The sequence below is a fragment of the Mesorhizobium sp. B2-3-13 genome, assembly GCF_006442195.1.
Classification (GTDB): domain Bacteria; phylum Pseudomonadota; class Alphaproteobacteria; order Rhizobiales; family Rhizobiaceae; genus Mesorhizobium; species Mesorhizobium salmacidum.
In genome coordinates this window covers 15,471-28,970 of the sequence record NZ_VFVQ01000020.1, presented here as the reverse complement: position 1 = coordinate 28,970, position 13,500 = coordinate 15,471, and the positions used below count along the sequence as shown (strand labels likewise).

The following is a 13,500-nucleotide window of genomic DNA, read 5'->3' as shown; positions in this document are numbered from 1 at the left end:
AACACAGCCGGCTTTTCCACGACATCGTTTCGAAACAGCCGCGGCGCTAAACGCTGCGGCATCTGATCGGCGAACGGGCAATGGCCGCGTCGCCATCAACCATTGGACATCGGGAGAAAGTCATGGATTGGTATTCCATCGTCAAATTGCTGCACATCGTTTCGGCGATGCTTTGGGTCGGTGGCGGCTTCACGCTGATGGTGCTGGCGACGCTGGCGGATCGTGCCGGCAACATTCAGGGAACGCTGCAGGCGATGCGCGCCACCGGCGAGCTGGGCAACCGCTTCTTCGCGCCGATGTCGATGCTGACATTGGCCTTCGGCTTGATCATGTGCTCATTCTGGGTCGGCTTTTCCGATCTCTGGATCCTGATCGGCCTTGCCGGCTACGCCACGACCTTCTGCATCGGCATGTTCGTTTTCAAGCCGACAGCCGACCACATGACCGCGATGATCGCCAGGGACGGCGTGACGCCTGCGGCACTTGCCTACGGCCAGCGCATCCTGCGGGCGGCGCGCTTCGATTATGCGGTGATGCTGGTCATCGTCACCGACATGGTGCTGAAGCCGACCCTGCACGACGTCGCCATTCTCGCCGGCATGATTGTGGTTCTTGCCGCCGGCGCCACAATGGCGCTCGGCCGGACACGGCGCTTGGTGCCCAACGCTGCCTGACCAGAGCGGATCGCCTGAGGGGGCGCTGGTCTACATCAAGCCGGCGATCCCGTCCCACAGAAGCTTCACAGCCACGACCGCCACGGTCGCATAGGTGAAGGGATAAAAAACCTCCGGCCGCATCCGCCGCACCAGCCATGCACCGGCGATGGTCGACAACGGCGCCAGCGGCATCAGCACCGCCGATGCCGTCAGATTGGCGGTGTCGAATTGGCCGAGCGCGAAATAGGGAATGAGCTTCAGTGCGTTGGTGGCGGCAAAGAAGATCGCTGCCGTGCCCGACAGCACCTTGGGATCGAGTCGGATCGGCAAGGCATAGACTTGGAAGGGCGGGCCGCCGACATGGGCAACGAAGCTGGTGAAGCCTGCGACCGTGCCCCATATGGCCGCGGCCACGCGATTTGGTGCGGCCGCATGGTCGGAACCATGACGAAATTGCAGGTAAAGCCAGCGCAGGACGAAGATGATGGCGACGGCGCCGACGATGAGCCGCACCGCTTCCTCGGTGACGAGTGCTGCCGTCAGCCAGCCAAGCCCGATGCCGATGATGGCGCCCGGCATCATGTCGGCCAGCATCTTTCTGTTATAGACGCCCCACCATGTCCACACCGAGACGATGTCCATCAGGCACAGGATCGGCAGCAGAATGGCGGCCGCCTGCACCGGCGGCATGGTCAGCGCCATCAGCGGCACGCCGACAAAGCCGACGGCGCCGCCAAAACCGCCCTTGGACAGGCCGACCAGAATGACCGCCGGGACGGCGGCCGCGTAGAACCACGGATCGAGAAGCAGGTCTGACATGGGGAGGGGCTGGTCTGGAGGGAAAGCGGATCAACGTCTGAATAGACTGGAATCGCCTGCTCGGCGACCGCAAATATGGGCTGGCCGCGACATATCGGGCCAACGGGCTTCGAACCCTTATCGGCGCGCCGAAACCAGCAGGAACATCGGCCGCTCGAGCTCTTCCGCAAGATCCGGCCTGGCCGCGATCTGCGCGCCCGTCGGACGGAATTCGTCGACATACTCGATGGTGAAACCCGTGCGGATCAGCGTGTTGAGCGTTGTGCCGATGGTGCGGTGATGTTTGACCACCCCCTTGGCCAGCCAGTCGGTCTTGCGCGGCCCTTCCACCAGATACCGGTCGACGGGCCAGGTCCTTTTCCCTTCCCCATCGATCGACCAGCCCGGTTTGGTTGGGGCCATGTAGATCGGATGTTCCGTCGAGAAGACAAAATGGCCGCCGGGCGACAGGGCCTGGTGCACGGTCCTGAACAGGCGCTCAATATCCTCGATATAGTGCAAGGCGAGCGAACTGTAGGCGAGATCGAAGCCGCCTTGCGGCAGGCTTAGCTGGTCGAGGTCGGCTCTCTCGTAGGTGACGCCGGCGTCCGGGCCGGCCGCTCTCGCACGGGCAAGCATCTTCTCCGACAGGTCAAGCCCAAGGACTTGCCTCGCCCCTTGCTCGTGCGCCCAGCGGCAAAACCAGCCGAAGCCGCAGCCGAGGTCGACGATCCTGAGGCCTGCGACGTCAGGCAGCATCGCACGCAGCGCCGGCCACTCGGCAGCGCCGTCCAGGCCTTCGACAGAGCGGCCAAGCTGGCTGTAGCCAGCGAAGAAGTCCGGCTGATCGTAAATGTTCTGTGCCATGTTTTTCTCGCTCCTAGGACAGCCATCTGGCGGAAGACTGACATTTGGTGAACTGGCCGCGCCTTTCCACCATGGCCATGTGGTGTCAAGCCTGTGAGCCCGACGGCAACCCCAGGGGCGGCGGCCGCCGCCGGATCGGCTGTGCCTTGATGATGGCGGTGCTGGTCTCGGCCTTGTCGGCGATACGGTCGAGAACACCATCGAGGTCGCCGATCGAGCGTACGTAAAGCCGGGCGACGAAACAGTCATCGCCCGTCACCTTGTCGCATTCGCCAAACTCGGCAATCTCCTCGATCAGTTTCTGGACGATGTGCAGCTTGCCCGGCAAAGGTTTGATCCGCACGATCGCCTGGAGCGTATAGCCGAGCGCCAGCGGGTCGATCTCGACGGTGAACGCCCGGATGACGCCCCGTTCCTCGAGCCGCCGCAGCCGCTCCGAGACGCTCGGCGACGACAGTCCGACCTGGGCCGCGAGATCCTTCAGCGAGGTCCGCGCATCCCTGACCAGGATTTCCAGCAGATTTCGGTCGAAGTCATCCAGCATTTATTTTTCTCGCGGGTTCCAGGTTCCAGCCTAAGATAATTAGGCAAAGCCGTCATATATCCTTTTCATGGAGATGGAAAGCCTCGGCATCGCATGAGATTATGCCGCCTCAACGGGTTCAGAGGCTTATCATGAACGATACTGTACGTGGCACAGTCGAAATGTCGGCCGCAATGGCGATCTTGGGAACGATCGGATGGTTCGTCATCATGTCCGGCCAGCCGATCATGGATGTGGTGTTCTGGCGCTGCGCGTTCGGCGCGCTGACGCTGCTCGTCATCTGTGCTTCGCTTGGATTGTTGCGCAAGAGACTGTCGTTGCGCATCGTCGGCCTCGCGGCACTTGGGGGTGCGGCGATCGTCATCAACTGGCTGCTCCTGTTCAGTGCCTTCTCACGCGCCTCCATCTCGATCGCCACCGCGGTCTACAACACGCAGCCCTTCATGCTGGTCGGCTTCGGCGCGCTGTTGTTCGCCGAGCGGCTGACGTTGACCAAGCTGAGCTGGCTGGCAATCGCCTTCGCCGGCATGGTGCTGATCGTCGGGGCCGCCCCTGACGCCGGCGATGTCGGCACGAACTATTTCGGCGGCATTCTCATGGCCCTGGCCGCCGCCTTCTTCTGGGCGGTCGCGGCCATCGTCACCAAGAAGCTCAAGGGCACGCCGCCGCATCTGATCGCACTCATCCAGGTTTGCGTCGGCGTGGTCATGCTGGCGCCCTTCGCCAATCTCTCGCATCTTCCCGCCGATCCATTGAGCTGGGCTATGCTGGCGACGGTCGGCGTCGTCCACACCGGCCTGATGTATATCCTGATGTACGGCGCCATCCAGAGGCTGCCGACGCATCTGCAGGGGTCGCTGTCCTTCATCTATCCGGTCGTTGCCATCCTGGTCGATGTCACGGCCTTCGGCCATCGGCTGCATCTCAGTCAGGTCGTCGGCGCCGCCGCCATCCTGACCGCTGCCGCCGGCATGAACCTCGGCTGGACATTGTGGAAATCCAGACCGTCCGCCGCGAGCCCGCAGCCGATCAAGTAAGGCGGCATGCCGGCTACCCGGCCGGTCAAAAATTGCGATCCTGGCTGCCCGCCTGTTCAAAGCGGGCAGTTTGCTCTATGCCGCAATCCAACCATCTTCGCCCGGCATAGGCGAAACCCGGGATCGAAGAACCATGAATGACGCAACGCCCCCCAACCGCTGCCGCATCGTACTGATCGCGCCGCCCGGCGTGCTGGCCACCCGCATCGCGGCCGCGTTCGACGGCGGCGACATCGCCTCGCTGATCCTTCCCGAGAACGGCATGGACGAGGCCTCCTTCCAGGCCTTTGCCGAACAGATCGTGCCGGCTGCGCAGGCCGCGGGCGTGGCCGTCATCATCGCTGGCGACACCCGCATCGCGGGCCGGGTCCAGGCCGACGGCATCCATGTCGAGGTCTCCAAGGCCGAACTCGCGGAGACGATCGAGCATTTCCAGGCGAAAATGATGGTCGGCGCCGGCGGTGCCAAGACCCGCGACGACGCGCTGGAGCTTGGCGAAGCCAGGCCCGATTACATTTTCTTCGGCCGCTTCGGCTACGACAACAAGCCCGAGCCGCATCCGCGCAACCTGTCATTGGGGCAATGGTGGGCGCAGATGATCCAGATCCCCTGCATCGTCGAGGCCGGTTGCGATCTTGCCTCCGTCGAGACGGTGGCCGCCACCGGCGCCGAGTTCGTCGCGCTGTCCAGCGCCGTGTTCGCCGACGGCGTCGATCCGAAGGCGGCGATCACTCGCGCCAATGCGCTGCTCGACGAAACAGCGCCGCGCTTCGAGGATTGACGTGTCCCTGGCAAGGCTTTCCCTTCAGGCCCTGCTTGCGGCGGTGATGATCCAGGCCGCCGCCGCCGAAACCATACCCTTGCCGCAGCCCAAGCCTGAAACCGGCGTGCACACCGACAAGCCGATCGAAAACCAGCTGCCCCAGCCTGCCACCACGGCGGAGCCTGCACCGCTGCCCTCGGTCGACACCGTCAATCCCGATCGTTTCGGCGCCAAGCCGGCCGACGCCGCCTATGGTGCCTTCCAGCGCGGGCTCTACAAGACCGCCTACAATCTGGCGCTGGTCCGTGCGCAGAATGGCGACCCGGCCGCGCAGACGCTGGTGGCCGAGATCCTGTCGCGCGGGTTGGGTGTCCCGTTGAACTCGGCCGAGGCCGCGAAATGGTATGCGCTTGCCGCCGAGCAGGGCGTGCCGGAATCGCAGTTTCAATATGCGCTGATGCTGCTCGACGGCCGCTATGTCAAGAAGGACGCGAAGGGGGCCTATGCCCTGATGCAGGCCGCCGCCGAAGCCGGCAACCAGCTGGCGCAATTCAATTTCGCGCAGATGCTGGTCCAGCAGGATCCCGGCGACGCCGGCCTGGCCAAGGCGGTTTCCTATTATGAGCGCGCTGCGGCGACCGGTCTCGCCGATGCGCAATACGCCATGTCTCAGATCTATGCCAATGGCGTCGGCGGCAAGCCGCGCGACGACGCACAGGCACGGCGGCTGCTGGCGCAGGCCGCCCGTCAGAACTATGACACCGCGCAGATCGATCTCGCCGCCTGGATGATCGAGGGCCGCGGCGGCGCGCGCGACCTGAAATCGGCGTTCGGCTGGACGAAGCAGGCCGCCGAAGGCGGCAACGTCGCGGCCCAGAACCGCCTGGCAAAACTCTATATGCAAGGCATCGGCACCGATCCGGACCTCGTGCTCGCCGGCGCCTGGTACATCGTCGCCCGCCGCGCCGGCCTCATCGATCAGGAGATGGACGATTTCCTGCAAGGGTTGAGCGACGACCAGACCAAGCAGGCCCTGCAGAAGGCGAACCGCCTGCCCTGAGGACAGCGCGCATGCTTATTGCATGTGATCCAGGACGACTTTGCCGAAGGGCGAGCCGTGTTCGAGATGGCGGAAGGCGCTGGCTGCCTCACGCCACGGCAAGACCTTGTCGATCACCGGCGTCAACCGGTTGACGGCAAGAGCCCGGTTCATCGCCTCGAAGGATTCGCGTGAACCAACCGGTATCCCGCGTGCCCGGACCTGGCGGCGGAAGATGTCGAGCGGGTTGACTGCCCCTTCACTGCCGCCGAGATAGCCAATTACGTTGATCTGGGCACCCCGCGCCGAAGCCCTCAGCGACTGGGCGAAGCTTTGCGGCCCGCCGACTTCGATGATGTGATCGGCGCCCAGCCCACCGGTGAGCGCCAGCACGGCTGACGCCCAATCCGGGTCGCTGCGGTAGTTGATGCCATCATGGGCGCCAAGCGCTTTTGCGCGCGTGAGCTTGTCGACGCTGCTTGACGTGACGATGACGCGTGCGCCGGCGGCGGCGGCAAACTGCACCGCAAACAGCGAGACACCGCCTGTGCCCAGGCTCAGCACCGTCTCGCCGGGTTTCAACCGGCCTTCGGTGAACAGCGCATGCCAGGCCGTCACGGCGGCGCAAGGCAGGGTCGCGGCCTCGACATCGCTCAGGTGCTCTGGCGCAAGGACGGCCGCCTGTTCATCCAGCCTCGCGAACTCGCTGAGCAACCCGTCGATGGGACCGCCCCGTTGATAGGAGGGTTCGGCCATGGCGAAACTGCCGCCGATCCAACGCTGCCAGAATGTAGCGCAGACGCGGTCGCCGACCTTGAAGCGGGTCACTTCGGCGCCAACGGCAACCACTTCGCCGACGCCGTCCGAAAGCGGAACCAATGGCAGCGCAAAGGCAGTGTGATAACTGCCATGGGCGATTTCCACATCGCGGTAATTCAGTGCCGTGGCCTTGACCTTGATAATCATCTCCTGGCGGCCCGGTTCCGGCATCAGCCGCTCGACCAGCCTGAGATTGTCGATGCCGCCCGGGTGCTGCAATTCGATGGCCTTCATTGTCTTCTTTCCGTTTGGAGGTCCCTGGAAAGGAAAATCGCTTGCCTTGCTTATGATTTCAAATTCATAATAATCAGTATGATTATGCATTTGGAGCACCGCTAGAATGCTGGAGGAACTGCGCACGCTCGTTCTGTTCGCCGAGGAAGGCTCTATTCAGAATGTGGCCCGGCGCCTGCCTTTGACGCAGCCTGCCGTCACCCGTCAGATGCAGCGACTGGAGGATATGCTCGGGACAACGCTTCTTGATCGCCGGCAGAAGCCGCCGCGCCTGACCACGGCGGGACTGGAGGTGTTGGAGCGCGCGAAAGACATACTGGCGTCAATCGAGGCTCTGAAAGCCTTCGCCGCCGACAGCGAACCGCAAGGCGTGCTGCGTGTCGGCTTGGCACATGGCTTGTCCGACGGGAGCGTTGCGGGCGGTATAGCTCGCGCGGCTGCGACGTTTCCAAAAATATCCTTGCGGCTCAAGACCGGTTGGAGCGCGGATCTGATCGAGCAGTTCGAGCGCGGCCTACTCGACATGGCGATTGTTCTACGACCCGCCGGTCATCAAGGCCCGGACGTGCTCGGCACCGAACGTCTCGCCGTCATAGCGCACGCCGGCGCTACCAAATCCCGTCTTAGGGACGCCGCCTGGGCTTCCATGCCTTGGGTGCTCAGTCCCGAGCCTTGCGACGCACGTCAGAGACTCCTCGCCATTTTGGGCGGCGAACGGCATCGGCTCGTTGTGGCAGCGGAAATTCAGGACCCGGCGATGCAGATGGAATGGGTACGTCGGGGACACGGCCTCGGCCTCATGCCGTCGCGGCTCGCCGCGCGCGGACTTCCCGACGACCTCGCGCTTGTCGATACTGGAGATTTGGACCTTTCATTGCAGGTCGTGGCACTGCGCTCTCCTCACCTCAACCGCCTGGCGAAGGCCGCGCAGGCCATTGCAACGACCGTCGGCGACGTCCTCGATATCGAGACCTGATGCCGGCTTGCCGGCTGGAGCCGACCCGTCCTCCCTTGCCTCTCCGGGCGATTTGTGGTCTTGGAGCCCTAAATCGCTTGTCACGGCGAACATCCCAACCAACGGTCTGGCCGTTGGCAGCATCCCGGATCCCATCATCATGGCCAAGATCAATGGCAACGAAATCCGTCCCGGCTATGTCATCGAACACGATGGCGGCCTCTGGGTGGCGGTCAGGACCAACACCGTCAAGCCCGGCAAGGGCGGCGCCTATAACCAGGTCGAACTGAAGAACCTCATCAACGGCACCAAGCTCAACGAACGCTTCCGTTCGGCCGAGACGGTCGAGCAGATCCGGCTCGACCTGAAGGATTTTTCCTTCCTCTACGAGCAGGAAGACGCGCTGGTGTTCATGGATACTCAAAGCTACGAGCAGCTCGAACTGAACAAGGATTTCGTCGGCGACCGCGCCGCGTTCCTGCAGGACGGCATGATGGTGACGGTTCAGCTCTACGAGGAGCGGCCGATCGGCATTTCGCTGCCCGACTATGTGACGTTGACCATCACCGAGGCGGATCCCGTGGTGAAGGGCCAGACGGCAGCGTCCTCCTACAAGCCGGCTGTACTGGAAAACGGCATTCGGGTGCTGGTCCCGCCCTTCATCGGCGCCGGCGAACGCATCATCGTCGACACCAACGAAATCACTTACGTGCGCCGCGCCGACTGATGCATGTCGCCCAAAGGTGGCCCTGCTTTTGGGTCACCGGCATGCATCGAGACAGAGTTTAAAGCGCCGCACCAGGAAGAAGCACTATGGCACGCTCCGCCCTCCTCAACGTCATGGTTCAGGCCGCAATGAAGGCCGGCCGCTCGCTGTCGCGCGACTTCGGCGAGGTCCAGAACCTGCAGGTCTCGATGAAGGGCCCCGGCGACTATGTCAGCCAGGCCGACCGCAAGGCCGAGGACATCGTGTTTGCCGAATTGTCGAAAGCGCGCCCGGGCTACGGTTTCCTGATGGAAGAGCGCGGCACGGTCATTGGCGATGACAGCCAGCACCGCTGGATCGTCGATCCGCTCGACGGCACCACCAATTTCCTGCACGGCATTCCGCTTTTCGCCGTCTCCATCGCGCTTGAGCGCCAGGGTCAGATCGTTGCCGGCGTCATCTACAATCCGGCCATGGACGAGCTCTATACGACCGAGCGCGGCGGCGGTGCCTTCATGAATGATCGCCGCCTGCGCGTCGCCGGCCGCACCAAGCTTGTCGACACGGTGATCGGCTGCGGCGTGCCGCATCTCGGCCGCGGCCATCACGGCAATTTCCTGGTCGAACTGCGCAATGTCATGGCCGAGGTCTCCGGCGTACGCCGCATGGGCTCCGCCTCGCTCGATCTTGCCTATGTCGCCGCCGGACGCATGGACGGGTTCTGGGAAGTCGGCCTGTCGGCCTGGGACATCGCCGCCGGCCTGCTCTTGATCCGCGAGGCAGGCGGCTTCGCCTCCGACATGAATGGCGGACAGGACATGCTGGACACCGGCACGGTCGTCGCCGGCAACGAGATCATCCAGCGCGCATTGCTGAAGACGGTGAAAAAGCCGCTCCCGCCGCGCTGAACCGCCGCAGTCGTAAAACCGCAAACAAAGCTTGAAATACTGTCCGTCGGTCGCCCAGATTATAGGGTGATGCAGGACGATAGATGACCGACACCCAGCCACAGATCGACATCCCGTTCATCGGACGCTGGCACTATTCGCGCGCCGAGACGATCGCCGACGGGATCGTCCATGCTGTTGGGATCGTGCTGGCGATAGCGGCCGGTTCGGCGCTGCTGGCGCTCGCCGCCTCCCGGGTCGGGCCCGGCGAATACATCGCAGCCGCCTTCTATGTCGTCTCGCTGCTCACGGTGCTTTCTGTGTCGCTGACTTATAATCTGTGGCCGGTGACCTCGCCCGCGAAATGGATTTTGCGGCGTTTCGATCATGCCGCGATCTATCTGTTGATCGCCGCCACCTACACACCCTTTCTCGCTCAGTTGGGAAACTCGCCGCTGGCGCGCTGGATGATCGTTCTGGTCTGGGCCGCGGCCGCAACGGGCATTGCCGTCAAGGTGTTTTTCCCCGGCCGCTTCGACAGGCTGGCGATCGTCTTCTACCTTGCCATCGGCTGGAGCGGCGTCGTCCTTGTCAAACCGCTTGTCGAGACGCTGCCGACCACGTCGATCGTGCTCATCGTCGCCGGTGGCGTCGTCTATTCCTGCGGCGTGATTTTCTTCGCCTGGAAGGCGCTGCGCTTCCACAACGCCCTGTGGCACGGCTTCGTCGTCACCGGCGCCGGCCTGCATCTGGCGGCCATGGTCGATTGCCTGGTCATCAACCGCCTTTGAAGCGCCGGCTCCAAAAGCCACCTGTGGCAATATTGCCAAGCACCATTCAATTTGGTCACAATTCCGTTTAGAGTCGCCAACTACGTGATCGGCGGCAGCGGCAGCGGCATCGGAAACGGGGCACGGATGGCTTTTCTCAGATCCTTCGGCATGGGCAGGCGCTCTGACGTGCTCATCTACGATCCGCACAAATTGTCGAGCCCTCAGGTCTTTCTGCTGACCATGGTCATCTTCCTGGCCATCGTCGCCTTCATCGCCGCCATCCTGACCCGCCAGGTCACGACGGCATTCGTCACCAATCCCGGCCTCAACGGCCTGATCGTCGGCGTGCTCGTCGTCGGTATCCTGCTGGCCTTCACGCAGGTCGGACGGCTGTTTCGCGAGGTGCGCTGGGTCAACTCCTTCCGCGCCGGCTCCGAGACCACCGAACCGGTGCTGCTGGCGCCGATGAAGGCGATGATCGGACGCTCGTCGTCCATGGCCTTTTCGACCTCCTCGATGCGCACAATGCTCGATTCCATCGCCACGCGCCTCGACGAAAGCCGCGACACCTCGCGCTACCTGGTTGGCCTTCTGGTGTTCCTCGGCCTGCTTGGCACTTTCTGGGGCCTGTTGAATACGATCGGCTCGATCCGCGAGACAATCGAATCGCTCGATCCCGGCACGGGCGATGCGGCGGCGGTGCTCGATTCGCTGAAGCAGGGCCTGTCGGCGCCGCTGGCCGGCATGGGCACCGCCTTCTCGTCCTCGCTGTTCGGCCTCTCCGGCTCACTCGTGCTCGGCTTCCTCGACCTGCAGGCCGGCCGCGCCCAGACGCGCTTCTACACCGAGCTCGAGAACTGGCTGTCCTCGGTCACCGATCTGTCGTCCGACATCGTCGTTTCCGACCCGGCCAAGGCCGAATCTTCCGACGAGATCCGCGTCCTGTCGGAACGGCTGCGCAGCATGCAGGAGAACGGCGGCGGCTCCAATCCGCGCGTCGCCACCGCCATGGCCAATCTCGCCGACGGCATTTCCGGCCTGGTCAAGAACATGCGTTCCGAGCAGCAGATCATGCGCGATTGGGTCGAGGCCCAGTCCGACGAGCAGAAGGCGATGCGCAACACGCTGGAGAAGATCGCCGACGCGCTGAAGAAGCCCGGGGTGCACTAGCATGGCGCTTGCCAGGGGCCGGCGTACCGATCGCCGTATCGACTATTGGCCTGGCTTCGTCGACGCGTTGTCGACGCTGCTGCTCGCCATCATGTTCCTGCTCACCGTTTTCGTGTTGGCGCAGTTCCTGCTCGGCCGCGAAATCTCCGGCAAGGACACGGCACTGTCGCGCCTCAACTCGCAGATCAACGAACTGACCCAGCTTCTGGCGCTGGAGCGCTCGACGGCGCAGGACAAGGAGGATTCGCTCGCCAATCTGCAGGCGTCCCTGTCGGCGGCGCAGGCGGAAAAGAGCCGGCTCGAACAGTTGCTGGCGCAAGGTGCCGGCGCCGGCGACGCCGCCAACCAGCGTGCCGCGCAGTTGGGTGGTGAACTCGACAACCAGCGCCAGATCAGCCAGCAGGCGCTGAGCCAGGTAGAGATCCTCAACCAGCAGATCGCGGCCTTGCGCAAGCAGATTGGCGCGCTCGAGGATGCCCTCAACGTCTCCGAAACGCGCGACCGCGATTCCAACACCAAGATAGCCGATCTCGGCCGTCGCCTGAACGTGGCACTGGCGCAGCGTGTGCAGGAATTGAACCGCTACCGCTCCGATTTCTTCGGGCGCCTGCGCGAAATCCTCGCCGATCGCGAGAACATCCGCATCGTCGGCGACCGCTTCGTGTTCCAGTCGGAAGTGCTGTTCCCGACCGGCTCCGAAGTGATCAACGACGCCGGCAAGGTCGAGATGAAGAAGCTCGCCGATGCCATCATTGAATTGCAGAAAGAGATCCCGCCGGAGATCAACTGGGTGCTGCGCGTCGATGGTCACACCGACAACAAGCCGCTGTCCGGCAATGGCCGTTACCGCGACAATTGGGAGCTGTCGACGGCGCGCTCGACCTCGGTGGTCAAGTTCCTGATCGAGAACGGCGTGCCGGCCAACCGGCTCGTCGCCGCCGGCTTCGGCGAGTTCCAGCCGCTCGACCCCGCCGACACCGACGAAGCGCGTAACAAGAACCGCCGCATTGAACTGAAGCTCACCGAACGTTGATCCATCATCACGCGAACTCACGCGAATTTGTTCGCCGACTCAACTCTAGGGCGCAAGCGGCGGCCAGCAAGGCCTGAAAAGATTATCTTTTCTTAATTACACTTCGCGCGGAAGCGCTCCTAGCTTGCTGCGCAGGGTCGAGAACCGCCGGCGATGCCTCCCATCGCGACGCGACGGAACTGGACGACCCAAACTGGTCGGAAGGCGAAGCGGCGCGGCCGCTCTCCCTTCCCGGCAGGAGGAACCTCCCTATGAGCACTTCAGCATCTCTCAAGACTGCAACCCTTGCCGCGATTCTGATCGCGGCCCCGCTTGCCGGCGCCTATGCCGCGGGCCACCACAAGGGTGCACTCGATGCGACCGATCCGACCGCCATGACAGGCCCGCGTGTCGCAGCGCTCGTTGAACAGGCTCGGGGTGTCCATCAGGGCATCGTCGACGCCAGGCGAGCTAACAACATCACCCCGGCCGTCGCGGAGCGCCTGGAAATGCGCACCGCCCGTATCGGTCGGGCCGCCGAGAAGATAGCCGCGTCGGATCACGGCAGGATACCGGCCGCGCAATACCATGACCTGCTGCGCCAGCTCGACACTGTCGACCAGCGTCTGATGGTCAACACCGGCAGCGGTTTCCTGATGGGCGATGGCGCCGACGGCGGAAACTATCCGAACGGCTGAGGCGATCCTGCCTGAAAGTTCCAGGAGGAAGGGATCAACTGGCGCCTTCGGGACCCAATCCCGCAGGCGTCCTTTTCCTTACCAGCCCATCCTGCCCACCGACCAAGCCAGACCGCGATCAGGGCGGCCGCCGCCGGCACGGTCTGGATGTAAAGGATCTTGCGGCCGACCGTTGCCGCGCCATAGAGACCGGCAATGGCCACGCACAACAGGAAGAAGACCTTGACCTGGAACCCGCCGGCGCCGAGGTAAAGCCCCCAGATCAGGCCGGCGGCGAGAAATCCGTTGTAGAGGCCCTGATTGGCGGCGAGCACCTTCGAGGCACTGGCGAATTCCGGCGTCAGGCGGAATGTCTTGTGCCCGCGCGGCGTGTCCCAAAGAACCATCTCGAGATAGACGATGTAGACATGGATCAAGGCCACGAGCCCGGCCAGGATGTTGCCGATCATTCTGCTCCCCCTGCATGCGTCGCCGGCAGCATTTCATGCTCGACCTCGCCTGCGCAAGCTGCATCTGCTGAATGGGATCTGAGGGTTGCCAAG

At 63.5% G+C, this 13,500-nt stretch carries 15 protein-coding genes and 1 pseudogene; 11 read left to right on the top strand and 5 right to left on the bottom strand.

Features of this window, described 5'->3' with window-relative positions; genetic code table 11:
- Positions 1-122: 122 nt before the first annotated feature.
- On the top strand, positions 123-674 hold the full coding sequence (locus FJ941_RS22265; protein WP_140508959.1) for a DUF2269 family protein: 552 nt from the start codon (positions 123-125) through the stop codon (positions 672-674).
- Positions 675-704: 30 nt separating this feature from the next.
- Here the strand turns inward: FJ941_RS22265 and FJ941_RS22260 are convergent, their stop codons facing one another.
- The 3 genes from FJ941_RS22260 to FJ941_RS22250 form a co-directional block, all read right to left on the bottom strand.
- A complete protein-coding gene (locus tag FJ941_RS22260) occupies positions 705-1,475 on the bottom strand; it encodes a sulfite exporter TauE/SafE family protein (protein ID WP_140508957.1) in 771 nt (256 codons plus the stop codon).
- Positions 1,476-1,592: 117 nt separating this feature from the next.
- Positions 1,593-2,321 carry a class I SAM-dependent methyltransferase gene (locus tag FJ941_RS22255; protein WP_140508955.1) on the bottom strand — a complete coding sequence of 243 codons (729 nt, stop codon included), beginning with the start codon at positions 2,319-2,321 and terminating at the stop codon, positions 1,593-1,595.
- Positions 2,322-2,406: 85 nt separating this feature from the next.
- Positions 2,407-2,865, bottom strand: coding sequence for an Lrp/AsnC family transcriptional regulator (locus FJ941_RS22250; RefSeq protein WP_140508953.1), 459 nt, complete (start codon positions 2,863-2,865; stop codon positions 2,407-2,409).
- Positions 2,866-2,996: 131 nt separating this feature from the next.
- Here FJ941_RS22250 and FJ941_RS22245 point away from each other — a divergent pair, with 131 nt between their 5' ends.
- From FJ941_RS22245 to FJ941_RS22235, 3 genes are all read left to right on the top strand, one after another.
- Complete coding sequence (locus FJ941_RS22245; protein ID WP_140508952.1) at positions 2,997-3,902, top strand: DMT family transporter; 906 nt, start codon at positions 2,997-2,999, stop codon at positions 3,900-3,902.
- Between the two features lie 133 nt (positions 3,903-4,035).
- On the top strand, positions 4,036-4,683 hold the full coding sequence (locus FJ941_RS22240) for a thiamine phosphate synthase (RefSeq protein ID WP_140508950.1): 648 nt from the start codon (positions 4,036-4,038) through the stop codon (positions 4,681-4,683).
- Position 4,684: 1 nt separating this feature from the next.
- Positions 4,685-5,725: a tetratricopeptide repeat protein gene (locus FJ941_RS22235; RefSeq protein ID WP_140508948.1), complete on the top strand. Its 1,041-nt coding sequence runs from the start codon at positions 4,685-4,687 to the stop codon at positions 5,723-5,725.
- A gap of 15 nt (positions 5,726-5,740) precedes the next feature.
- Here FJ941_RS22235 and FJ941_RS22230 read toward each other — a convergent pair whose 3' ends face one another.
- Positions 5,741-6,757 carry an NAD(P)-dependent alcohol dehydrogenase gene (locus FJ941_RS22230; RefSeq protein WP_140508947.1) on the bottom strand — a complete coding sequence of 339 codons (1,017 nt, stop codon included), beginning with the start codon at positions 6,755-6,757 and terminating at the stop codon, positions 5,741-5,743.
- 106 nt (positions 6,758-6,863) lie between these two features.
- On the opposite strand from FJ941_RS22230, the gene FJ941_RS22225 reads away from it, so the two are divergent.
- The 7 genes from FJ941_RS22225 (at position 6,864) to FJ941_RS22195 (ending at position 12,958) form a co-directional block, all read left to right on the top strand.
- On the top strand, positions 6,864-7,733 hold the full coding sequence (locus FJ941_RS22225; protein ID WP_140508945.1) for a LysR family transcriptional regulator: 870 nt from the start codon (positions 6,864-6,866) through the stop codon (positions 7,731-7,733).
- Positions 7,734-7,872: 139 nt separating this feature from the next.
- Positions 7,873-8,439 (top strand): elongation factor P, encoded by a 567-nt coding sequence (gene efp, locus FJ941_RS22220; RefSeq protein ID WP_027141779.1) that lies wholly within the window; start codon positions 7,873-7,875, stop codon positions 8,437-8,439.
- 86 nt (positions 8,440-8,525) lie between these two features.
- The gene (locus FJ941_RS22215) at positions 8,526-9,326 is read left to right on the top strand and encodes an inositol monophosphatase family protein (protein ID WP_140508944.1); all 801 of its coding nucleotides are present in this window, start codon (positions 8,526-8,528) and stop codon (positions 9,324-9,326) included.
- An 83-nt stretch (positions 9,327-9,409) separates the two neighbouring features.
- Positions 9,410-10,096: a hemolysin III family protein gene (locus FJ941_RS22210; RefSeq protein WP_140508942.1), complete on the top strand. Its 687-nt coding sequence runs from the start codon at positions 9,410-9,412 to the stop codon at positions 10,094-10,096.
- 126 nt (positions 10,097-10,222) lie between these two features.
- Positions 10,223-11,248 (top strand): MotA/TolQ/ExbB proton channel family protein, encoded by a 1,026-nt coding sequence (locus FJ941_RS22205; RefSeq protein WP_140508940.1) that lies wholly within the window; start codon positions 10,223-10,225, stop codon positions 11,246-11,248.
- Position 11,249: 1 nt separating this feature from the next.
- Positions 11,250-12,281 (top strand): peptidoglycan -binding protein, encoded by a 1,032-nt coding sequence (locus FJ941_RS22200; RefSeq protein WP_140508938.1) that lies wholly within the window; start codon positions 11,250-11,252, stop codon positions 12,279-12,281.
- A gap of 251 nt (positions 12,282-12,532) precedes the next feature.
- Entirely contained in the window at positions 12,533-12,958 is a 426-nt protein-coding gene (locus FJ941_RS22195; protein WP_140508936.1) for a hypothetical protein, read from the top strand.
- A gap of 95 nt (positions 12,959-13,053) precedes the next feature.
- On the opposite strand, the pseudogene FJ941_RS22190 reads toward FJ941_RS22195, so the two are convergent.
- Positions 13,054-13,407: pseudogene (locus FJ941_RS22190) on the bottom strand (DUF1304 domain-containing protein); the annotation flags it as partial.
- Positions 13,408-13,500 lie beyond the last annotated feature (93 nt).

Coding starts and splice junctions, on each gene's coding strand:
- FJ941_RS22265 (WP_140508959.1), top strand. CDS start 123: ATGGATTGGTATTCCATCGTCAAATTGCTGCACATCGTTTCGGCGATG.
- FJ941_RS22260 (WP_140508957.1), bottom strand. CDS start 1,475: ATGTCAGACCTGCTTCTCGATCCGTGGTTCTACGCGGCCGCCGTCCCG.
- FJ941_RS22255 (WP_140508955.1), bottom strand. CDS start 2,321: ATGGCACAGAACATTTACGATCAGCCGGACTTCTTCGCTGGCTACAGC.
- FJ941_RS22250 (WP_140508953.1), bottom strand. CDS start 2,865: ATGCTGGATGACTTCGACCGAAATCTGCTGGAAATCCTGGTCAGGGAT.
- FJ941_RS22245 (WP_140508952.1), top strand. CDS start 2,997: ATGAACGATACTGTACGTGGCACAGTCGAAATGTCGGCCGCAATGGCG.
- FJ941_RS22240 (WP_140508950.1), top strand. CDS start 4,036: ATGAATGACGCAACGCCCCCCAACCGCTGCCGCATCGTACTGATCGCG.
- FJ941_RS22230 (WP_140508947.1), bottom strand. CDS start 6,757: ATGAAGGCCATCGAATTGCAGCACCCGGGCGGCATCGACAATCTCAGG.
- FJ941_RS22225 (WP_140508945.1), top strand. CDS start 6,864: ATGCTGGAGGAACTGCGCACGCTCGTTCTGTTCGCCGAGGAAGGCTCT.
- efp (WP_027141779.1), top strand. CDS start 7,873: ATGGCCAAGATCAATGGCAACGAAATCCGTCCCGGCTATGTCATCGAA.
- FJ941_RS22215 (WP_140508944.1), top strand. CDS start 8,526: ATGGCACGCTCCGCCCTCCTCAACGTCATGGTTCAGGCCGCAATGAAG.
- FJ941_RS22210 (WP_140508942.1), top strand. CDS start 9,410: ATGACCGACACCCAGCCACAGATCGACATCCCGTTCATCGGACGCTGG.
- FJ941_RS22205 (WP_140508940.1), top strand. CDS start 10,223: ATGGCTTTTCTCAGATCCTTCGGCATGGGCAGGCGCTCTGACGTGCTC.
- FJ941_RS22200 (WP_140508938.1), top strand. CDS start 11,250: ATGGCGCTTGCCAGGGGCCGGCGTACCGATCGCCGTATCGACTATTGG.
- FJ941_RS22195 (WP_140508936.1), top strand. CDS start 12,533: ATGAGCACTTCAGCATCTCTCAAGACTGCAACCCTTGCCGCGATTCTG.